Source organism: Neobacillus sp. DHD-1R, from assembly GCF_057747995.1.
In genome coordinates, this window is sequence record NZ_CM173232.1 from 1,556,373 (window position 1) to 1,576,963 (window position 20,591).

Annotated in this window: 20 protein-coding genes; 15 read left to right on the top strand and 5 right to left on the bottom strand. The window is 36.7% G+C overall.

The window, feature by feature from the left end; genetic code table 11:
• Positions 1 to 11: 11 nt before the first annotated feature.
• Positions 12 to 860: an alpha/beta fold hydrolase gene (locus tag AC3ANL_RS07415; RefSeq protein WP_488328588.1), complete on the bottom strand. Its 849-nt coding sequence runs from the start codon at positions 858 to 860 to the stop codon at positions 12 to 14.
• A gap of 168 nt (positions 861 to 1,028) precedes the next feature.
• Between AC3ANL_RS07415 and AC3ANL_RS07420 the strand changes: the two genes are divergently transcribed.
• Positions 1,029 to 1,223, top strand: a complete 195-nt coding sequence (locus AC3ANL_RS07420; RefSeq protein WP_488328589.1) for an IDEAL domain-containing protein — start codon at positions 1,029 to 1,031, stop codon at positions 1,221 to 1,223.
• A 168-nt stretch (positions 1,224 to 1,391) separates the two neighbouring features.
• Here AC3ANL_RS07420 and AC3ANL_RS07425 read toward each other — a convergent pair whose 3' ends face one another.
• Positions 1,392 to 2,078, bottom strand: a complete 687-nt coding sequence (locus tag AC3ANL_RS07425) for a YczE/YyaS/YitT family protein (RefSeq protein ID WP_488328590.1) — start codon at positions 2,076 to 2,078, stop codon at positions 1,392 to 1,394.
• Between the two features lie 160 nt (positions 2,079 to 2,238).
• On the opposite strand from AC3ANL_RS07425, the gene AC3ANL_RS07430 reads away from it, so the two are divergent.
• The 8 genes from AC3ANL_RS07430 to AC3ANL_RS07465 all read left to right on the top strand — a co-directional run bounded on the left by AC3ANL_RS07430 (position 2,239) and on the right by AC3ANL_RS07465 (position 13,565).
• A complete protein-coding gene (locus AC3ANL_RS07430) occupies positions 2,239 to 3,411 on the top strand; it encodes an aminotransferase class I/II-fold pyridoxal phosphate-dependent enzyme (RefSeq protein WP_488328591.1) in 1,173 nt (390 codons plus the stop codon).
• Positions 3,412 to 3,525: 114 nt separating this feature from the next.
• Positions 3,526 to 3,987, top strand: a complete 462-nt coding sequence (locus tag AC3ANL_RS07435; RefSeq protein WP_488328592.1) for an SRPBCC family protein — start codon at positions 3,526 to 3,528, stop codon at positions 3,985 to 3,987.
• 138 nt (positions 3,988 to 4,125) lie between these two features.
• Positions 4,126 to 5,229 carry a cadherin-like beta sandwich domain-containing protein gene (locus AC3ANL_RS07440; protein ID WP_488328593.1) on the top strand — a complete coding sequence of 368 codons (1,104 nt, stop codon included), beginning with the start codon at positions 4,126 to 4,128 and terminating at the stop codon, positions 5,227 to 5,229.
• Positions 5,230 to 5,394: 165 nt separating this feature from the next.
• Complete coding sequence (gene ppc, locus AC3ANL_RS07445) at positions 5,395 to 8,154, top strand: phosphoenolpyruvate carboxylase (protein ID WP_488328594.1); 2,760 nt, start codon at positions 5,395 to 5,397, stop codon at positions 8,152 to 8,154.
• Between the two features lie 302 nt (positions 8,155 to 8,456).
• Complete coding sequence (gene adhE, locus AC3ANL_RS07450; RefSeq protein WP_488328595.1) at positions 8,457 to 11,060, top strand: bifunctional acetaldehyde-CoA/alcohol dehydrogenase; 2,604 nt, start codon at positions 8,457 to 8,459, stop codon at positions 11,058 to 11,060.
• Between the two features lie 94 nt (positions 11,061 to 11,154).
• Positions 11,155 to 11,868, top strand: a complete 714-nt coding sequence (locus AC3ANL_RS07455) for a hypothetical protein (RefSeq protein WP_488328596.1) — start codon at positions 11,155 to 11,157, stop codon at positions 11,866 to 11,868.
• Positions 11,869 to 11,886: 18 nt separating this feature from the next.
• Positions 11,887 to 12,468: a polyhydroxyalkanoate biosynthesis repressor PhaR gene (locus AC3ANL_RS07460; protein ID WP_488328597.1), complete on the top strand. Its 582-nt coding sequence runs from the start codon at positions 11,887 to 11,889 to the stop codon at positions 12,466 to 12,468.
• 32 nt (positions 12,469 to 12,500) lie between these two features.
• Positions 12,501 to 13,565: an alpha/beta fold hydrolase gene (locus tag AC3ANL_RS07465; protein ID WP_488328598.1), complete on the top strand. Its 1,065-nt coding sequence runs from the start codon at positions 12,501 to 12,503 to the stop codon at positions 13,563 to 13,565.
• A gap of 123 nt (positions 13,566 to 13,688) precedes the next feature.
• On the opposite strand, the gene AC3ANL_RS07470 is transcribed toward AC3ANL_RS07465, so the two are convergent.
• Complete coding sequence (locus AC3ANL_RS07470) at positions 13,689 to 14,471, bottom strand: alpha/beta fold hydrolase (protein ID WP_488328599.1); 783 nt, start codon at positions 14,469 to 14,471, stop codon at positions 13,689 to 13,691.
• 149 nt (positions 14,472 to 14,620) lie between these two features.
• Here AC3ANL_RS07470 and AC3ANL_RS07475 point away from each other — a divergent pair, with 149 nt between their 5' ends.
• The 4 genes from AC3ANL_RS07475 to AC3ANL_RS07490 all read left to right on the top strand — a co-directional run bounded on the left by AC3ANL_RS07475 (position 14,621) and on the right by AC3ANL_RS07490 (position 18,330).
• Positions 14,621 to 15,058, top strand: a complete 438-nt coding sequence (locus AC3ANL_RS07475) for a helix-turn-helix transcriptional regulator (RefSeq protein ID WP_488328600.1) — start codon at positions 14,621 to 14,623, stop codon at positions 15,056 to 15,058.
• Entirely contained in the window at positions 15,036 to 15,632 is a 597-nt protein-coding gene (locus tag AC3ANL_RS07480; RefSeq protein ID WP_488328601.1) for a hypothetical protein, read from the top strand. Before AC3ANL_RS07475 ends, AC3ANL_RS07480 begins: the two co-directional genes overlap by 23 nt.
• Before the next feature lie 434 nt (positions 15,633 to 16,066).
• On the top strand, positions 16,067 to 17,263 hold the full coding sequence (locus AC3ANL_RS07485) for a coiled-coil domain-containing protein (RefSeq protein WP_488328602.1): 1,197 nt from the start codon (positions 16,067 to 16,069) through the stop codon (positions 17,261 to 17,263).
• A 236-nt stretch (positions 17,264 to 17,499) separates the two neighbouring features.
• Positions 17,500 to 18,330, top strand: coding sequence for an undecaprenyl-diphosphate phosphatase (locus tag AC3ANL_RS07490; protein WP_488328603.1), 831 nt, complete (start codon positions 17,500 to 17,502; stop codon positions 18,328 to 18,330).
• A 242-nt stretch (positions 18,331 to 18,572) separates the two neighbouring features.
• Here the strand turns inward: AC3ANL_RS07490 and AC3ANL_RS07495 are convergent, their stop codons facing one another.
• Positions 18,573 to 19,382, bottom strand: a complete 810-nt coding sequence (locus AC3ANL_RS07495; RefSeq protein WP_488328604.1) for a glycerophosphodiester phosphodiesterase — start codon at positions 19,380 to 19,382, stop codon at positions 18,573 to 18,575.
• Positions 19,383 to 19,612: 230 nt separating this feature from the next.
• On the opposite strand from AC3ANL_RS07495, the gene AC3ANL_RS07500 reads away from it, so the two are divergent.
• Complete coding sequence (locus tag AC3ANL_RS07500; protein WP_402962164.1) at positions 19,613 to 19,717, top strand: YjcZ family sporulation protein; 105 nt, start codon at positions 19,613 to 19,615, stop codon at positions 19,715 to 19,717.
• Positions 19,718 to 19,738: 21 nt separating this feature from the next.
• Complete coding sequence (locus tag AC3ANL_RS07505; protein WP_488328605.1) at positions 19,739 to 19,882, top strand: YjcZ family sporulation protein; 144 nt, start codon at positions 19,739 to 19,741, stop codon at positions 19,880 to 19,882.
• 268 nt (positions 19,883 to 20,150) lie between these two features.
• On the opposite strand, the gene AC3ANL_RS07510 is transcribed toward AC3ANL_RS07505, so the two are convergent.
• Entirely contained in the window at positions 20,151 to 20,573 is a 423-nt protein-coding gene (locus tag AC3ANL_RS07510) for a YkvA family protein (RefSeq protein WP_488328606.1), read from the bottom strand.
• Between the last annotated feature and the right edge of the window lie 18 nt (positions 20,574 to 20,591).

Genomic DNA, 20,591 nt, shown 5'->3' on the forward strand with positions numbered 1-20,591 from the left:
AGCCGATTCCATTACTGGTGGGCTGCCGTTTGAAATTTTTCTAAAAAATGTTTGATGTATTCAAAGACCTCATTCGGACGTTCTTCTGGAACAGCGTGTCCTGTTTCTTTTAAAACGATCAGCTCAGAATTGACTAAATCTTTGTTAAGTTGTTCTCCGAATTTTAGTGGAATGGACCTATCATGTTCACCCCAAATTAGTAAGCAAGGAGTTTTGATTTGTTTAAGGGCTTCGACAGGAAGATCCCCCTCACGGTCGCGGATCATTCTGGTAAGTGCTACGAAAATTTCATCCTGTAAGAAGGGCTGCAGGTAGCCATTAATCATTTCATCATTGATGATCGAGTGATTGTAAAGCGCATCTTGAAGGTTCTTCTTTACCCCAGTTCGCGCAAACCAATATTTTACAAATAGATGAAAATAAGGAATATAGCTGGTTAAGATTAATGGTAATTTTGAGCGTTTCAAATAAGCTGAACTGCATAGGAGAATTGCTTTATCGGCGATTTCAGGCATCATATGGAGGATATTCAAGACAATTTGGCCTCCCATTGAATGGCCGATGAAAGTGATATTTTTTAATCCTAACGATTCTGTCAGTTTGATAACTGTTTGTGCAAGGTTTTTATAGGAATACACATATTGATTACATTTCGCACTTTTTCCGAATGGGGGCAGATCAAGTGATAAGACTTGATATTCTTCTTTCAACAGTGAAATTAAATGGCGAAATGTGAAGGTGGAAGAAAGAAAACCATGCAATAAAACAAACGTTTTTTTCGCTGAATCATGAGGATAAAATTCATAATAAACATCTATATTATTAATCTGCTGATAGCCGGTGAATACAGCTTGTTCCATCGATTCTTCCTCCTTTTCCAATAATAAATAGATGCCATTAATTTACCCCATTATTTCAGCCTTACACCAAAATGGATTACCAAAATTCTTTTAAATTTCCAAAATAAAATGTTTGAATTTTTAGAAAACTCAATGTATAATGAAAAAAAGCTAAAGGAGTTGATTTCCATGGAAAAGAAATTATTAAATTCACCACAACAGCCGGATGAGCAAACAGATTCAGTAGTTGCAGAGATGTTTTTAAACAATTCCCTGATTGAATTCAAGAGGGAGAAAATCCGTAAGGAAATCGACCAAACACTACAAGATGGGAACAAGGAGCTATTCCTCAAATTAACAGAGGAATTAAAGAAGATTTCATAACTCATTTATTTAACCAACTTACTTCCACTAAAAAGAATCCCCAATCCAATGGACTGGGGATTCTTGGCCGTTTCATGGAAAAATCAACGTTATCCTAAAACATCTTCGGCTGGTTTTTTGTGCTGTCTGCCTATTCTTCCACTTAAAAATAAGCTATATTACAGATCTTTATAATACAATCCCATCTTGTCTTTGGCTTTTCTTCCTTTTCATTGATGCTACTAATACTTTGAAATGTTTTAATGAGCGTTGAAAAATGGGACTTTGAATAAACGTATAAAGGAAAGTGGCGATAAATACAGGTCCGCCTAATAAAAGACCAATAACTAAAACTATACTTTCAACGATCATTCGAGCTTTACTGACTGAAAGCCCTGTTTTATCAGATATGGATAGCATAAAACCGTCACGTGGACCCGCGCCGATACCGGCAGCAACATACATGCCGCCGCCAAGGCCAGAAAAAAACACACCAACAAGGAGAATTAAATAATCCAGCCATGTATGAGTTGCATTTGGAAGAATATCTAACCATAGAAAGAAGTCCATTATTGGTCCAATACATAAGGCATTTAAGATGGTTCCAATACTAATATAGCTTCTTGCAACAAACGATGAGATAAGAATCAGGATTAACCCGCACACTACTCCCCATGTTCCAATGGTTAAACCAAAATGCTCATAAAGTGCAACATTTAATACTTCCCAAGGATGCAAACCAACATCTTTCACTTTTACGGCTATGGCATTTCCTAAGCCAAAAAAAGTTAATCCTAAAAAAAATAAAAAGTAAGAAAAGATCTTCAATTTATATTCCTCCAATAACGGCCAGTTCGTTTTCTGACTTTTAAACATATCCTAAAATTTTAATTTATTTGGAATTAATAATCAATGGTTATTTTTAATCATAGAAACGATAAAATGAGATTACTATAATCAGAAATATGTTAAAATAATAAAAATTCTATCAAGTAAGAAATTTTAATCATACTTTAAAGATTAGAGGAGAATGTTTATGAAGCTCGTTGCATCTGAGAAACTTCAAAAAATGACGGCTAGTATTTTCCAAGAAATAGCTGATCGAAAACAGGATGCCATCAAAAAGGGAAAAGACGTGATTGATTTAAGTGTAGGAAGTCCAGATTTTCAACCACCGCCATTTGTGGTGGAGACACTAGTCGCATACACTAAAGATCCATGTAAATATGGATACACATTGAAGGGAATCGATGAATTTAATACTGCCGTTAGTTATTTTTACAAACAACGCTACGCAGTAGACTTAGATCCTGCAAAAGAGGTTTTGCAGTTAATGGGTTCACAGGATGGACTAGCTCATTTGGCAACATCATTAATTAATCCCGGTGATTATGTCCTAGTCCCTGATCCAGGCTACCCAATTTATGAGGCTAGTGTAAATATTGCAGGTGGGACGATCTATCCCATGCCTCTCTTAGCTGAAAATAGGTTTCTTCCAAAGCTTGATGATATTCCATTAAAAGTTTTACAAAAAACAAAAATGATGATTATTAGTTATCCTGGAAATCCAGTAACAGCACTTGCGGATATCGGGTTTTTTAAAGAAGTCGTTGCTTTTGCCAAGAACCATGATATTTTGGTGGTCCATGATTTTGCTTATTCAGAATTAATATTTGATGATAACCCACAGATTAGTTTTATGTCTGTTCCAGGTGCAAAAGAAGTTGGAATTGAATTTAATTCGCTATCGAAAACATTTAATATGGCTGGTTGTCGGATAGGATATGTTGTCGGAAATAAACATGCCATCCATATCTTAGCAACCTTTAAATCACACATTGATTACGGGATTTTTTATCCGATTCAAATGGCGGCGGTGGAGGCTCTCACCTCGGACTACACATTCCTAAGTGCACAAGTGAAAGAATATGAGCTTAGACGGGATACTCTAATAATGGGGCTTGAAAAAAGCGGCTGGGAAGTGGCGAAGTCTCCTGCAACGATGTTTGTGTGGGCAAGGATTCCCAAAGGGTGGAGTTCTCGCAAATTTGCCTTTGAATTGATTGATCATGCCGGTGTCGCGGTCATTCCAGGCGATGCTTTTGGAAAAATGGGTGAAGGCTATGTTCGAATTGCCATGGTTCAACCGCCTGATAGACTCTTACTTGCATCAGAACGGATCCATGAATTCCTCATGGAGAGATCATAGGAAATAAAGGAAAATAACTAAGTTTCTTCTATAAAGAAATAAAATAACATATATTTTAAAAAAGCCTTCAGTAACTTGAAGGTTTTTACTTTTGAAAACGAAAGAGGGATACCCATGCCGAGCGAGTTACAACATGTAGAATTAGATATCCCCATTGAAGTAATTTGGGATTTTATCAGGGATGAAAATAATTGGGCGCCGCTTGTCCCAGGTTACATTCAACATGAAAAACTAAATGATCGACAAATTACATGGGAATTTAAAAGTGACCTTGGCATAATGAAAAAAAAGGTTTTTTTGTTGATTGATATTAAGGAATGGAATGAGCCTGCTAGGGTCAGCTTTGAATTATGGCGATCAAATGAAAAGTACCTAGGAGAAGGGTATTTTGAAGCAAAAGCACTTAATCGACATAAAACACGAGTAACAGGATTTATTGATATTAATTCAACCGGCCCAATAGGATCTTTAGCCAATTCGCTCTTAAAAAAGGCTATTCAATTATCTGATGAGGAAGTAGCGGTAGCCATCTCTTCAAAGTTGGAAGAATTCAACAGAAAATCATCATCATTTTAGCAAACCTTGAAAAGGGTTTGTTTTTTTATGAAAACAACCTGTCATGTTCTATAAAAATTAAGCAATTCTTAAGCATCGAATCGTACAGTTAAATCAAATTCCATGCTCCATATGGATAATAGATAGGAGGAACGATTCATGTTTGCAAAGATACAAAAAAACGGACTAAACGTAATTCTTATTGCTACTATGGTTGGAATAGGAACAGGTCCTTACATACCAACTGCATATGCCGAAAGTCCTGCAGTCACACAAGAGACGGAAACCACCAACACACTTTCAAAATTAGAGATTGAAGGGGTCAAACTTGACCAAGATTTAAAAGAAAATACAAAGGAATATTCAGCATCTGTAGAAAATGACATTAAAGCCGTTAGTCTTCTTTTAAAAAGTAATAATTCCAGAGCTGTCATCACAGTAAATGGACAGACAGTTACAAACGATTCAACCGGTCCTCTCACACTTAATACAGGGGAGAACATATTTCTTATCGACGTTAAGGATGAAAGTCAAGCGGCCACTACCTATACACTTACCATAACGAGAAATCAAGATGACGATAACCTTCTGCAATCAATTAATCTTTCATCAGGGGAACTATCGCCCAAATTTTCTGCTGCCATAACAGAATATAGTGCTCAAGTTTCCAATGAAATATCATCTATTTCAGTTTTTCCGACAGCAAATGCCAAAACGGCTGCCGTTGAGGTTAATGGTTCAAATATAGTTGATAAAGGGGTATCTGTTAAAATACCAGTTGGAAAGTCTAATATTACGATTGATGTAACAGCCGAAAATGGCATGAAAATAACTTATACACTTCGTATCACGCGGGAAGCAGCTGCTACAAATGTACCAGTAGTCAACTCGACGACGTTGACTAATCGAAATAATTCATTCTCACAGACATCTCAATCATCCCAACTATCTCAACAGCCAAGTAATACGACTATAGTAAAAGTTAGTAAAGCAACACTTTCTGCCTTATCAGTTTCAGAAGGCACATGGGACAGTGCCTTTACAACTAACGAGTTTACCTACCATATAGCGGTATCAAATGACGTTAAGGCCATTACGATAAACCCAGCCGTTAATTATAGTGGGGCAGATGTCTTGATTGAAGGTAGCAGCAGCAAAACCATTCAATTAGAAGACGATCATAAAACGATTATTTCTGTTGTTGTCTCAAATGGGGATGATGATCAGAAAACCTATGTATTGGTGTTTGATCAAGAAAAATAACAATTCTAAAAAATAGATGTAGAAAAAATCTGCTGTTTGGGCAGGTTTTTAATTGTTCTAAACAAACATTGTGAAATAAATAAAAATAGACCAAGTTCATAAAAGATGTTATATTTATATATAAAAAATTTAGCGAATTTTCGAATTAAAGGGAAGGTGATTCAAATGACAGCAGAAGAGAAATTGAATGACAGCAGTCTTCCATTGCGTCGCGATGTAAAGTTACTTGGAAAAATGCTGGGAGAAATCCTTGTCAATCATGGTGGAACAGAACTTTTAGACAAAGTAGAAAAAATACGACTCATGAGTAAAACGCTACGGAGTCACTTTGATAAAGAAATCTATGCTGCCTTAAAAGATGAAATTACCAGTTTGAACACGCCCATGCGTAAACAAGTTATTCGGGCATTTTCAATGTATTTCCATTTGATCAATGCTGCAGAGCAGAACCACCGAATTCGGAGGAGAAGACAATATCAGCTTCAGGACGATAAGATTGTTCAGCCTGCATCAATTGAGAGTGCGATTCTAAAGCTTAAAGAATACGATATCAATGAAGATACAATCCAAAATGTACTACAAACATTGTCACTCGAGCTTGTCATTACCGCACATCCAACCGAGGCCACAAAACGTTCTATCCTTGAAATTCAGCAGCGAATCGCAGATGTATTAAAAAACTTAGATCATCCGCTCCTAACGAACAGAGAACAAAAAAAGCTTGAAGAGAGCTTGTTTAATGAAGTTGCTATCCTCTGGCAAACGGATGAATTGCGCGATCATAAGCCAACTGTCTTGGATGAAGTCCGAAATGGATTATATTATTTTGATCAGACACTTTTTGAAGTACTTCCTAATATCCATCAGGAGGTTGCAGAATCTCTGGAAAGTTATTATCCAAACACAGCTTGGGAGATTCCTAATTTCCTTCGTTTTGGTTCATGGATTGGCGGTGACCGTGATGGAAACCCCAATGTTACACATGATATAACATGGGAAACGTTACAAAGACAACGAAGACTTGCTTTAAAAAAATACAAAAATGTATTAGTGGATTTAATGAAACGATATAGTCATTCCACAACAAGGGTAAATGTAAGTGATGAGATTCTTACATTCCTTAAAGAAAATGAAAATAAATTATTATCAGATGAGAAAAAATGGCCGAATCAAACAGAGGTATACCGTCGAGTTTTTGCGGTTATCATCGAACGAGTCCGACAAGTCGGCAAATCAGATTTAGGTTATCGTTCTGCAGATGAATTATTAGTTGATTTGAATATGATTAACAATAGCTTAAAACAGCACCATCCGACAGCACATGAATTGAAAATCATTCAAAAGCTAATCCGACAAGTCCAATTGTTTGGTTTCCATTTAGCTACGCTAGATATTCGGAATCATAGCGGGGAACATGAAGCAGCTATAACAGAAATATTGCGAAAGGTTCGTATTTCTGATAATTACGCTGAGCTTTCTGAAACAGAAAAGATTAAGATCTTACAAAATATCCTAATAGACCCTCGTCCACTGCTATTATCCACTGAGGATTATTCATCGGACACACAGGAAATGATCAAAGTATTTCAAATGATTAAGGAAGCACATGAGGAATTTGGCAAGCGGTCTATTTCCGTGTATCTTGTCAGCATGACAAAATCACCAAGTGACTTATTAGAAGTACTTGTTCTCGCAAAGGAAGCTGGTCTCTATCGACTACATGCAGATGGTACCCTTGAAAGTCATTTAAATATTGCTCCGCTCCTTGAAACCATTGATGATTTAACTGCTGGTCCGTCCATTATGGAAACACTTTTTAAAATGCCAGTTTATCGTAATCATTTGCAAATCCTAGGAAATCAGCAGGAAATTATGCTTGGTTATTCAGATGGAAGCAAAGACGGCGGGACGTTAACAGCTAACTGGAAACTGTATAAAGCACAAATCGAAATTCATGAGATGGCGAAAAGGTATAAAATTGGCTTAAAATTTTTCCATGGTCGTGGCGGGTCGTTGGGGCGCGGTGGCGGTCCATTAAATAAAAGTATACTTTCTCAACCAGCTGAAACCATTGGCGATGGTGTCAAAATTACAGAACAAGGAGAGGTATTGTCTTCACGATATTTGCTTGAGGATATTGCCTATCGAAGTTTAGAACAGGCAACATCCACCTTGCTTCTAACAGCCACACATGTTTCTCAAGAAGAGCATGGTCAATTGCGTGAACAAGAATGGGAAGAAGCGATTGAGGAAATATCCAGCATTGCTTTAGGAAAATATCAATCACTTGTTTTTGGTGATCCAGATTTCCTGACTTACTTTAATGAAGCCACTCCATTAAAAGAAATTGGAGACTTAAACATTGGTTCAAGACCAATGAGCAGGAAAAATAGAGGAAGATTTGAAGACTTAAGAGCCATTCCTTGGGTGTTTGCTTGGACACAAAGCCGCCAATTGCTACCTGCCTGGTATGCTGCAGGTACTGGTTTAGAAAGCTTTGCTGCAAAGAATGAGCAAAATCTTCAGCTTTTACAGCAAATGTATCTAAAATGGCCGTTCTTCCAATCGACGATTGATAATCTTAACATGGCGTTAATGAAGGCGGATATTACAACTGCCAAAGAATATTTATTACTTGTACATGACCAATCAATTGCCGACCGGATATTTACCAATATTCTAGAGGAATATGAAAAGACAAAAGGTATTTTACTCAGAATAACGGGTGATAAAGAATTACTCGATCATACCCCGAATATAAAGGAATCGGTCTATAGACGAAATCCATATGTAGATCCGTTAAACTTTTTACAAGTTGAACTAATTAAAGAATTGCGAAGCCAAGAAGAACCTAATGATGAACTATTGACGGAAGTGCTTCTCACCATTAGTGGAATTTCTGCCGGATTAAGAAATACTGGTTGATATCATAAGTAAAGCGGATGTCTCATAACAAAGGGTCTGACCCTTTGTTATGAGACATCTTTTTTTGTTGTGGGCTGAACCCCATTTATCAATGCTAATAGCATTTTTGAACATTTTGTGAATTATTTAAAAATGAATGGGTACTCATTCATTTTTTCGTATAATTCGACATTTTTCGATGAATCCGCATGATATATTTTAGCCAATAAGAAATTAAGGAGTGACGTTTCATTATTCTAAATCCTTGAATTTGATTAACACATGCTATTTAGCAAGTAAATTGATTCTGGAGGGGATTACTAATGGTTGTAAAAGAAAAAGTATTACAAGAAAATCAGGCGGTTGCTGTGCATATTGATACATTAGCCAAAAACGCAGCTAAAGCTCTAGGTGATTTCAGGTGCTATAACCAGGAAATGGTTAATGAAATCGTTAAACAAATGGCCCTTGCCGCCCTGGAAAATCATAAACATCTTGCAAAGCTTGCGGTTACGGAAACAAGAAGAGGCGTATATGAAGATAAAGTTTTTAAAAATATGTTTGCCACAGAATTCATTTATAACAATATCAGAGATATGAAAACGGTTGGTGTAATAAGTGAAAATGAGAATGAGGGCATGGTGGAAATTGCGGAGCCTGTCGGTGTGATCGCCGGGATCATTCCTATTACGAATCCAACATCAACGGTTATCTTCAAATCCTTGATTTCGCTAAAAACGAGAAATCCAATTATTTTTGCCTTTCCACAATTTGGTCAAAAATGCTGTACTGAAACCGCTAAATTACTAAAGGAGGCTGCAATTAAGGCAGGGGCTCCTGAAAATTGCATTCAATGGATTGAGACTCCATCACATGAGGCCTTCCAGAACCTAATGAAACATCCGAAGATTTCTCTCATTCTAGCAACGGGGGGACCAAGTTTAGTCAAAGCAGCTTATAGTTCAGGCAAACCTGCACTTGGAGTTGGGGCCGGTAATGTCCCTTGTTATATTGAAAAAACAGCCAACATCAAACGGGCTGTAAACGATATTATTCTATCAAAAACATTTGATAACGGAATGATCTGTGCGTCCGAACAAGCCCTTATTATCGATCAAGAGATTTACGAGGAAGTAAAACAGGAAATGATTGCAAATAATTGTTATTTCTTAAATGAAGAAGAACAAAGAATGGTAGAAAAGGTCGTCATTTTTGAAAAAACAGGTGCAATTAATCATCTAATCGTTGGGTTACCTGCTGCTAAGATTGCGAAACTGGCAGGAGTAAATGTACCTGTTCATACAAAAATTTTAATTACAGAGTTGAATGGAGTGGGTCCAAACTATCCACTTTCATGTGAAAAGTTAAGCCCAATTTTGGCATGCTACAAAGTTAATAGTTTTGCAGACGGATTACGAATAGCAGAGGAAACTTTGGAATATGGTGGACTAGGGCACTCGGCGGCTCTTCATACAACAGACCAAAGTTTAGTTGACATATTCGCTCTCCGAATGAAGGCTGGCCGAATTATGGTTAATACACCATCAACCCATGGTGCAATCGGAGATATTTATAACACATCATTACCATCCTTGACAATTGGATGTGGAACATATGGGGGGAACTCTGTGTCACAGAATGTAGGAGTCCAGAATCTCATGAATATTAAAAAAGTAGCTAAAAGGAGAACCTTTACACAATGGTTTAAAGTTCCCTCACAAATTTTCTTTGAGAAAAATTCAGTTCAAATGCTAGCTTCTATTCCTGGGATTTCTAAAGTTTTTATTGTGACAAGTGGCAGTCCTCTTAAAAATGGTTATGTCGATAAAGTGCTCTATTATCTAAAAAAGAATCAAAACAAGATTCAATTTGAAACTTTCTCTGACATTGAGCCAGAGCCTAGCATTGAAACGGTCTTGGATGGCGCAGACAGAATGAGAAAGCTGCAGCCAGATTGTATTATTGCACTTGGCGGTGGTTCTGTAATGGATGCGGCAAAAGCAATGTGGTTATTCTACGAACATCCTGAAACAGATTTTCATAGTTTAACACAAAAATTCTTTGATCCAACTAAGCGTGTGGTTAAATTCCCGGCTCTAAGAGGAAAGGCACAATTCATTGCCATTCCAACTACTTCTGGTACTGGATCAGAGGTTACATCTGTCTCAGTTATAACTGATAAAAAGGCAAATATTAAATATCCACTCGTTGATTTCCAACTTACACCGGATGTTGCAATTGTGGATTCACAGTTTGTAATGACAGTTCCTAATCATGTTACAGCTGATACAGGGATGGATGTTTTAACACATGCCATAGAAGCCTATGTTTCAGTTTTAGCTAATGACTATACGGACGGCTTAGCCCTTAAAGCAATTCAGCTTGTATTTGAATTCTTGCCAAGGGCATTCCGAGATGGCAAGGATGAACAGGCCCGGGAAAAAATGCATAATGCATCAACGATTGCTGGGATGGCCTTCGCTAACTCATTCTTAGGGATTAATCACAGTCTTGCCCATGTGCTTGGTGCTGCATTTAATATTCCACATGGACGAGCAAATGCTATTCTTTTGCCGCATGTCATTCGTTATAATGCAGCAAAACCAAACAAATTTATGACCTATCCTAAATACGAACATTTTATTGCCGATGAGCGTTATGCAGAGATTGCTAAAATGCTTGGTCTCCCAGCAAGCACAACGGAGGAAGGAATTGAAAATTTAATTGAAGCAATTGTTGCACTTGCGAAGGAATTGGAAATACCAATGAGCATCCGAGCAAATGGTGTTAATAAACAAGATTTTGATAGTAAAGTAGCCGAATTAGCAGAACATGCATTTGACGATCAAGATACCATTGCGAATCCAAAACAACCGTTTATTAGCGAACTAGCTGATATATATCAACTGGCATATTTAGGTGTATAAGATTTGAGTTTAAATCACAACAGTCAATCGGTGTTTCTACCAATATTGGAAAAGGAATTGCTGAAAGATAAAAATTTCTTTAAAGGATGCGAGTATGATGGCTGACAAAAAAGAAAACGAAAAAAATTTAATGAAGGAAACAGTTTTAGAGGTTGAAATGAATCAAGAAAATGAAAGGGTACAAGAGTCAGTACTTGAAGAAAAAAATGAAGAAAAGAAAAAGATTGCAGCTGAAAAAGAAGAAGATGCAGAACAGCTTTCAAGCTTAGACATTTTATGGCGCCATGTATTTGGTGAGTTAGACGAATGGGCAAAACGTGCTGATTTCCGGGATGAAATTTTTCTAAAACAGGCAAATCTTTTTGCTGAGAGTGTTCAGCGTAATCAAGGTAATGTGATAGAAATAGTAGCGCAATTTTACCAGGAATTTTCCGCATGGGAAAAAACAGCAAGAGAGGAATTCTTAATGTCTACAACCAGCCTGCAGCATTTTTTCCCGCTTAAGTCTTACGAAGATATAAATACACAAATTGATCAAATTCAAGAAAGAACATTAACTATTCTTGCAGCACCGTGTCAAAAGATAGCAAGCAATCTATCAATGGATAAATATCTTGAAATGATTGATCAATACATTACCTTACGAAAAAAGGCCAGACAGCAATATATAAAAACAATGAAACAGGCTGGTAATTTAATTTATGAAAACCAAAAGGGGTTTGTTAATCTGTTTGCCAGACAAATAAAAACGTTAATGTTCCCGTTAAACAAATATTTGGACAAAACCGAGGAATTTACAAAATCATAATCAGAGAGGCGATACAAAATGACTAAAGGTAAAACATATGATCCATTTGAAGGCTTCAAGCGAGTCAGTGATATGTGGGAAAAACAATTAAATGGTCTTTTATACATGATGAGTGATAATAATGAGTTTGTCCGCCTATTAAAGGTTGGTACAGAAAGTCATGCACGTTACCTGGAACTATTAAGAAAAAATCAGGAGTTCATGGCTAATGTCATGAATATACCAACCAAAAAAGATATTGCGAATGTAGCAAAGTTATCGGTCCAAGCTGAAGAAAAAATGGATAATTTAGAAGAACAATTATGGAACCTGCAGGATAATATTGGTTTAGTAAATAAAGAGAATTTGGTAATGTTCCAAAAAGTGGTAAATATTGTCATGCAGATGAAGAATGAGTTTCAAAAAATGGCCCATGACCTAGCAGAAACCCAAAAAATTCAAACAGAGCTACAGGAGTTGAAGCAAGAACTTAGCCAATTAATAGAAATCAAGGCCGAGCTAGCAACAATGAAAAATCTTATTCAAAAAGGGAAGACCAAAGACAAAGAAAAAGATAAAGACCTAGTGCTCGCTGGTGCTGGTACTTCCAAATCAGAATGAAAGGAGCATAAAACAAGATGAGTACAACAGCATTGTTTCCAAATTTTATTCCACCGTTTGACATGGATAAGGAAACTGCCAGATGGACGCAAGTCTATAAAGTATTATCAGAACCCAAACCAGACATAGTACCTACACCCAGAGAGATTATTTGGAAAAAAAATAAATCTACTTTATATTATCACCCTGCAAAAGAAAAAAAATATCAAATACCATTGTTTTTGGTCTACTCGCTCCTAAATAAATCATATATTTTGGACATCGGAGAAGGGAGTAGTGTCGTAGGCGGTCTGACTGATCGAGGTTATGATGTCTACTTCTTGGATTGGGGATCCCCTGGCTATGAGGATTGTGATATTAGCTTAGATCATTATATTTTAGATTATTTGGAGAATGCGGTGAAACGGGCATTAAGACATTCAGGAGAAAAGGAAATTTCCATGGTTGGCTATTGTTTGGGTGGTACAATTTCAGCTATTTTTACTGCCATAACCAAATTGCCAATAAAAAATTTAGTGCTTGCCACGGTACCTATTGATTTCAGTGTTGGCATTGTGCCAGATAAGTGGTTAAAAGGTCTTCAAAAAGGATTAATAAGCTTTGACCGCTTTTCAGAGGTTTATGGTGTAATTCCTGCCGAATATTTGTATCTGATGTTTAGAGGGCTATCGCCAGTTTATATTACGCCATGGGTCAACTTAATTACCCGTGCACATGATGAAAAATATGTTGAAAAATGGCGTAGGATGGACAAATGGACAAAAGACACCGCTTCATTTACAGGTGCCGCCTTCAAACAATTGTTTAATGATTTTTATAAAGACAACAAGCTCTTAAAAGGTGAGCTCACCATCGGCGGCAAAAAAGTAGATTTAAAGAATATTAAATGTTCTGTTTTTGTTTTCTCTACGTCAAGAGATACACTTGTCTTAGAGCAGCAAAGCCTTCCTGTAATGGATATGATATCGAGCGAAGATAAAACTTATCAAGTATTTGAAGGAGGACATGTTTCATTAGCCCTGACAGGTAAGTTCGCAGGATTTGCTGATCAATGGCTTTCCAGTCGTTCAAAAGAAATTCAGGATGCACTTGTATAATCAATTGAAATGAATAAAATATTAACGGGAGGATGGGTGGCGGCCTGTTTCTTCCCGTTAATTTAAATAAACCTAATAATTAGGCAGGTCGTTTGGTAGAAAAGAATTCCATTTTGGATAGCCTTATCCTGCAGTGGTTTGTTGATTGAGGAATCTTCTTAATAGATGGTTAAACCGGTCTTTTGCTTCAAATTTGGCAAGATGACCGGTATTCCTCATAATAATAAATTCAGAATGGGGAATGAGCTTGTGCATGCAGGCCTGAATCCAGACAGGTAAAACTGAGTCATATTGACCACCAATAATTAAAGTTGGAACCTGGATTTTTGGTAATAAGTTCCGGTTGTTGACTTCAAGACACATTTTAAGGGATTCAAGGAAAATTTGATGTTTTGGACGGAAAAAGTGACGGAAGACTTCTTGGCTATCATGATTCCAGGAGTAAAGCGCCATCCGTGCGAGAAATTCTGTTTGTTTTCCTGCAGCAGTAACAGACTCAAACTTTGTTTTTCGATTCTCAAATAATAAACGCTTTAATTTTTTCGGGAAAAAGTGAAATGTACTAACCAACATGAGTGAACGGCAGAGGTCGGGAGCCTGACGATAGATTTCCTGTGCAACGGCTCCACCCATTGACAGGCCTAATATGTGAACGTTTTCAAAATTTAACTCTTTTATTAAACCAATTATGTCCGTCGCAAAGTTAGGAATAGATATACCATCTGTTTTTGTACAATCCCCGTGACCACGTAAATCAGGAATAATCAACTGAAATTGATCAGCTAACTCAAATTGGCTTTTCCAACCTTCCTTTACTTCTCCTAAGCCATGGATGAGCAACAGTGGTTCTCCACTTCCAAAAAACAAGTAAGGCACTCCTGCTTTGCTGATTCTAGCTTTTTCCATTTTACACCACCTTTTCATTTTTTAATAAGTTTATAACCAAGTAATAGAACTTGTAAACATTAAAATAGAAATTTTATATATATTTATTTTACATATTGCAAAATATTACCTATAGATGTAAAATACATATAGGTGAGGTGATAATTAATATGGTAAACAAAGATAATCAATCAGTTAATCCATCCAAAAATTTTGTGCTGCCATTTATTTTATTGCTTCTTAGTAAAGTTTCTCTTCATGGATATGAACTTAGCCACAAGCTTGAAGCATTCGGGTTCAAGACCCTTGATCAAGGGAATTTATACAGGATGCTAAGGCAGCTGGAAAAGGATGAACTTGTTTCGTCAGAATGGGATACAACAGGAAGCGGGCCGGCCAAAAGAAGATACTCAATTACAAAAGCTGGTGTTACATACTTAAAAGGCTATGCCAATCAACTAGAAAACTATCAATCAATCCTAGATCAATTTTTTAAGATGTATTCCAGTTTCCTAGAGCTCTATATTCCTTCATTTCAGAAGAAGGATCCAATAGAGAAAGACAATAAAAGTAGGAGGAGGAATAATGATGGTACAGAAGAAAAATGAAACGGTCTCAGCAGATGAAAAAAATTCAACTGCAGTTGAATCGATACCTGTTGGCTCATTTGTGACTACATTTTGGGATCAGTATGAACAATCAAGCGAACGTGCTCAACAACTTCGAGAAAACAGGGAAGATGCCTATATTAATGCATTAAGGGAGGTCATAAAATTCAATAAGCAATACCGCAAATCTATTGCAAAATTGTATGATCAGGCCAAAAAAACTAATAAGGGTATAGTTAGCGAACTGATTCACCAATTTAATCCAGATAAACAAGAAATAAAAGAAGAAGCCAGTCATACAAACGATCGGGAAGAACTTTTACAACAAATGAAAGAAGTTACTGGACAATTAGAAAAATTGGCACTCACTCCAGTTCGTTCTATATTCCAAATTGTTGATCAGTTAGAAGATAACTTCGAAAAAAATGCAGAATCAAATGTAGCGTATGCACGTGAACGCAGAAACGCATGGCTGCAAGTTAGAAAAGAATATGTAAAGAAAGCCAGAAACACTCATTTGGACCTTGTAGAACGAGGCAGAAATAGTTTTAAAGAATTAATCAAAATTCAGTAATGACAATAGCCTTTAAGGGGAATTAACAACATTGATTGACAAAAAACATCTCTATAAAATTTAGAACCACAATCTTTCTTTAAAAGGAAGGGGTTGTGGTTTTTTTATTGGTCATTCCTATTTCTGGAAATATTATATATTGAACTTTTTGTTAATAATCAGCGAAAATTTTCCATTGAAATACAATTGTAATATATTCATAACTTAATTGACTATTATGGATGTTATACTACAAATAGGGAAAAATAGGATTATATTGGGTATTGTTTGTGATATTTTTCTTATCTGAACTGATTATTAGGTAGTTAAAACGACCGAGATACATAGAATTCTGTCATACTGTGCAGAAATTACAGATCTTTTGTACTAGTCTTCAAAGCATAATTTCTATTACTCTAGGTAATTTGTGAATTTTAGAAGGCAGGGAATTACAAATGGAGAACAGGTTATTAGCACTAAGTGCGACGATTATATTTGGTTTAGGCAGTGTTCTTTCACTCCCACCAATAAAAGCGGAAGCATCCAATCTTAAGGGTGTTGAAGAGCAGCGTACAGGGGTTCAATCAGAGATTTTCCAAGCAAATGAAGAAATTTTAAAAGTCCAAACTGAATTGGCAAAATTAACTGAACAAATTAATCGAGTTGAGCAGGCAATCATTGATAATAATAATATGATAAGTCAAACTGAAAAAAAAGTGCAAGCTTCAGAGCTTGAGGTAGGTGCCTTACAGCAAGAATTAACAGTCATTCAGGATCGTATAGATAAGCGGAATGAAGTACTAAAAAAACGTGCCTTGTCCTTTCAAGAAAGTGGTGGAAAGGTTAGTTATCTTGATGTTCTGCTTGGGTCTTCAAACTTTAGTGATTTTGTTGGACGTCTTGGAGCAGTTGCGACGATGGTCGAAGCGGACCAAGACATTGTCATCCAGCATGAAGAGGACCAAAAGGAAATCGAACAGAAACAAGTTTTCGTAGCAAAGAAATTAAATGATTTAAAAGATATGCAAATAGAACTTGAAGGTATGCAAGTACAAATTTTAGAACAAAAAGAGCAAAATGATGCTTTAAAGAAAGAATTAAAGATAAAAGAGCAAGAAAAGCTTTCCGAGAAAGCTAATTTGCAACAACAAGATAGGACACTTGCATCAAAAGAGGAAGAACTTAAAAATGCAGCGTCCCAAAATACGTTGTCTTCAAATACAGCAACAGTAAATGTATCCATTCCAACCACATCCAATGAAGCGATTAATATTGTCCTACATGCAGGAGATAAATATATCGGAAACTCTGTCTATGTATTTGGCGGGGGGAGAAATGCTTATGATGTCGCAAATGGAAGATTTGATTGTTCTGGTTTTGTTGCATGGGCTTTTGCACGTGCCGGTATTAAATTGGGTGCCCATACAGATATTTTGAAAAATACCGGAACAAGGGTGCCGCTAAGTGAGGCACGACCTGGTGATCTTGTTTTCTTTAATACGTATAAAATTGATGGACATGTCGGTATTTATCTAGGTGGAGGGAATTTTATCGGTTCACAAAGTTCGACTGGCATTGCTATTGCAGATATGACACATGGATACTACCAAAAGAAGTTTAATGGCCGTGTAATGAGGATTATAAATAATTAAATGTATACCCAATGAGGGAAGAAAAAAAGAAGAGAAGCGATGCCTCCAAGCACCGCTTCTCTTCTTTGTTAATGGAAAAAATTACATGAAACCTTTAAAGAGTAATGAACGTTAAATACAAGTAGTAATAATAGTCGTAAAAAATAGTATTGCCAATCAAACTAGTTAATGAGTAAAATAGGAGAGTTAATTACTTTAATTAATTTCTGCTGCAAAAAGTGAGGAGATTTTACAACATGGATTTACTAATGATGATTAAAGCCATTATTCTAGGATTAGTGGAAGGATTAACGGAGTTTGCCCCAGTTTCCTCAACAGGCCATATGATTATCGTTGATGATATGTGGTTGAAATCCGAAAAATTTTTAACAACACATGGAGCCAACACCTTCAAAGTAGTGATTCAGCTTGGATCAATCCTTGCCGTTGTCGTTACTTTTAAAGATCGTTTCATTGATTTATTAGGATTAGGAAAATTTACTGGGCGGCCGGTTCAGAAACAGAGTCGTCTTAAATTAACACAAGTTATTGTAGGTTTAATTCCTGCAGGGGTGCTAGGTGTGCTCTTTAATGACTATATTGATGACCACTTATTTTCGACTGTAACAGTTCTGATTGGTTTAGTAATCGGTGCTGTCCTAATGATTTTTGCTGATATTTTTGGTCCAAAGAAACCAAAAACAGAAACCGTTGATCAAATTTCTTATCCACAAGCGTTAGCAGTTGGTCTGTTTCAATGCTTCTCACTCTGGCCAGGGTTTTCTCGTTCTGGGTCCACGATATCAGGTGGTGTTTTGATGGGCATGAGTCATCGGGCTGCCGCTGACTTTACTTTTATAATGGCTGTGCCCATTATGGCAGGTGCTAGTTTTCTTTCTTTGTTAAAAAATTGGGAATATATGACGATGGATGCTTTACCAATATTTATTGCAGGATTTATTAGTGCATTTATTTTTGCATTAATATCGATTAAATTCTTCTTGCAGCTTATTAATAAAATTAAACTGTTACCATTTGCGATATACCGAATTGTGCTTGCGTTCATTATTTATGTTGTTTTCTTATAATTATAAGAGGATGTCTCTTAAAAGGTCTGACCCTTTTAGAGCATCCTCTTTTTTAACTATATAAGAATTTATAAATTTTGGCTTCGAAAATTGTCCAGCTCCAGCGCCCTAGCGGCTAGTGTCCTTCGCTCTCCGCCCTACGATAAGTCAAGCACGAATGCGCCTCCGGCTCTTCGTGTTTCCTTTATCTCAGTTGGAGCGCTCCAGGCCATACGCCGCTGACCAGGGCGTTTCCGCTTTTCTTATAGAATATCTGGATAGTCACTGATTATTCCTTCAACACGATAATGTTTTAAAAGATTTACATCATATTTCTTCTTCACTGTCCAAATCAATGTTTTAAAGCCAAACTGATGGATGCGTCTAATCAGCCGTTTATTTACCATCGTTATTTTTGGATTTACATAGGAGGCATAACTGGAGAAAGATAGTAATTCCTTATGTGAGAGTCCATTTATGGCTGTTTTTTTAACTAAAACTCCGATTGGGATAGTGGGTAAGAGTTTATGAAATCGTTTCAGTGAGTTTTGATCAAAGGACTGAACAATCACTTTGTTATTTTCTCCAAGAGCAAGCCCCCGTTGTAAGAGTTCATTTGCTACTTTTAATTCAACTCCAGGATATAAAGATGGTTTTTTTAATTCCAATAACAATCCAACTTTTCCGGCAAATTCATCTAAAAATTCACAAAAAGTAGGTATTTTTTCATTCTGAAATTTTGAATTAAACCAGCTGCCCGCATCAAGACTCTTAATCTCTGATAAGGTAAGATCCTTTACTTTGCCTTTTCCATTTGTTGTCCGATTTACAGTTGGATCATGAATCATCACTAATATGCCGTCTTTTGTCATTTGTATATCCGTTTCAAGATAGTCTACTCCTAACTTTATCGCTTCATGATAGGATGCAAATGTATTTTCTGGACAGTGGCCGGCAGCACCTCTGTGGCCAATTTTCATAGTACTAGGTCTTGGGGGATTCCGTGTTAATTTATTTAGGATTCGAAAAGCAGCCAAGAATATAAAAGAAATAGTGGTTACAATAATTTTCACAGAAGGTGGCTCCTATCTACTTTTATCTGTGTGATCATGGTAAAAAAAACAATTGTAATTGTCAAATATAAAACGATTCTTGGACAGATATATGACAAAGAGATAAGCCTATCTATAAAAGAATGGGCTTATACCTTTTTTACAATCCATCTTAATATGGATATTTGTCTATCGCACATTATTATCTAGGTGAATAGGATATATGGAAATCGAAAAAGGAGGTAATGTAAATGTCTGGTGTAGCAGGTGGCTATGGCGGCGGATTTGCCCTACTAGTCGTTTTATTCATTTTGTTAATCATTATCGGAGCTTCTTGGGGTTGCGGATTTTATTAATATAAAAGAGGAGGAATTTTAATGTATGGATATGGTGGATACGGATATGGTGGCTGTGGATACGGATATGGTGGCTGTGGAGTAGGTTTTGGCGGCGGATTTGCATTAATCGTCGTATTATTTATCCTTCTCATCATCGTAGGTGCAGCTTGCTTTAGATGGTAGTAAGAAAAGCGCAAGCGGCCTGGTCAGCGGCGTATGGCCTGGAGCACTCCAACCGAGATAAAGGAAACACGAAGAGCCGGAGGCGCATTCGTGCTTGACTTATCGTAGGGCGGAGAGCGAAGGACACTAGCCGCTAGGGCGCTGGAGCTGGACAATTCTCGAAGCCAAAACTTATAAATTCTGATATTATAAGAAAAGCGAAAGCGCCATGGTCAGCGCCGGAGCTTGATCGTGTGATCAACTAATAAACACACAAAAACCCGCTATATTAATCAAGCGGGTTTCCTTGTGTGTATGGGGTGGATTGTTTCCACTTTTTAAACTCATCTAATTCTGTTGCTATTTTTTTAATGGTATATCCTATTACAGCAGCATCATCAAAAATACCAAGGCCAATGATGAAATCAGGGACTAAATCAAATGGAGAAACGAAATAAAGAAGAGCTCCTATGATAGTAATGATTGTACTCTTTGATACATTTCTATATTCACCTTTAGAATATGCTTTTACTAATTCAATGAATAATTGTAGGTTACTCCATGCTTCCCCTAGGTTCCCCTTTTTATCGTCCGCCCTTTTTATTGCTTTTTTTAGTAACCCTTTTATCTTCCCTGGGTCGTCGAGATATCCTTTTGCCTCGTCATCATATTTTAATTGTTCTTTTTCTAACCTTTCTTTATTTTTAAACATAATGTCCACTTCCTTCTT

Excerpts from the sequence above, each read along its gene's own strand:
- AC3ANL_RS07415 (WP_488328588.1), bottom strand. The coding sequence starts at position 860 with ATGGAACAAGCTGTATTCACCGGCTATCAGCAGATTAATAATATAGAT.
- AC3ANL_RS07420 (WP_488328589.1), top strand. The coding sequence starts at position 1,029 with ATGGAAAAGAAATTATTAAATTCACCACAACAGCCGGATGAGCAAACA.
- AC3ANL_RS07425 (WP_488328590.1), bottom strand. The coding sequence starts at position 2,078 with ATGTTTAAAAGTCAGAAAACGAACTGGCCGTTATTGGAGGAATATAAA.
- AC3ANL_RS07430 (WP_488328591.1), top strand. The coding sequence starts at position 2,239 with ATGAAGCTCGTTGCATCTGAGAAACTTCAAAAAATGACGGCTAGTATT.
- AC3ANL_RS07435 (WP_488328592.1), top strand. The coding sequence starts at position 3,526 with ATGCCGAGCGAGTTACAACATGTAGAATTAGATATCCCCATTGAAGTA.
- AC3ANL_RS07440 (WP_488328593.1), top strand. The coding sequence starts at position 4,126 with ATGTTTGCAAAGATACAAAAAAACGGACTAAACGTAATTCTTATTGCT.
- ppc (WP_488328594.1), top strand. The coding sequence starts at position 5,395 with ATGACAGCAGAAGAGAAATTGAATGACAGCAGTCTTCCATTGCGTCGC.
- adhE (WP_488328595.1), top strand. The coding sequence starts at position 8,457 with ATGGTTGTAAAAGAAAAAGTATTACAAGAAAATCAGGCGGTTGCTGTG.
- AC3ANL_RS07455 (WP_488328596.1), top strand. The coding sequence starts at position 11,155 with ATGATGGCTGACAAAAAAGAAAACGAAAAAAATTTAATGAAGGAAACA.
- AC3ANL_RS07460 (WP_488328597.1), top strand. The coding sequence starts at position 11,887 with ATGACTAAAGGTAAAACATATGATCCATTTGAAGGCTTCAAGCGAGTC.
- AC3ANL_RS07470 (WP_488328599.1), bottom strand. The coding sequence starts at position 14,471 with ATGGAAAAAGCTAGAATCAGCAAAGCAGGAGTGCCTTACTTGTTTTTT.
- AC3ANL_RS07475 (WP_488328600.1), top strand. The coding sequence starts at position 14,621 with ATGGTAAACAAAGATAATCAATCAGTTAATCCATCCAAAAATTTTGTG.
- AC3ANL_RS07480 (WP_488328601.1), top strand. The coding sequence starts at position 15,036 with ATGATGGTACAGAAGAAAAATGAAACGGTCTCAGCAGATGAAAAAAAT.
- AC3ANL_RS07485 (WP_488328602.1), top strand. The coding sequence starts at position 16,067 with ATGGAGAACAGGTTATTAGCACTAAGTGCGACGATTATATTTGGTTTA.
- AC3ANL_RS07490 (WP_488328603.1), top strand. The coding sequence starts at position 17,500 with ATGGATTTACTAATGATGATTAAAGCCATTATTCTAGGATTAGTGGAA.
- AC3ANL_RS07500 (WP_402962164.1), top strand. The coding sequence starts at position 19,613 with ATGTCTGGTGTAGCAGGTGGCTATGGCGGCGGATTTGCCCTACTAGTC.
- AC3ANL_RS07505 (WP_488328605.1), top strand. The coding sequence starts at position 19,739 with ATGTATGGATATGGTGGATACGGATATGGTGGCTGTGGATACGGATAT.
- AC3ANL_RS07510 (WP_488328606.1), bottom strand. The coding sequence starts at position 20,573 with ATGTTTAAAAATAAAGAAAGGTTAGAAAAAGAACAATTAAAATATGAT.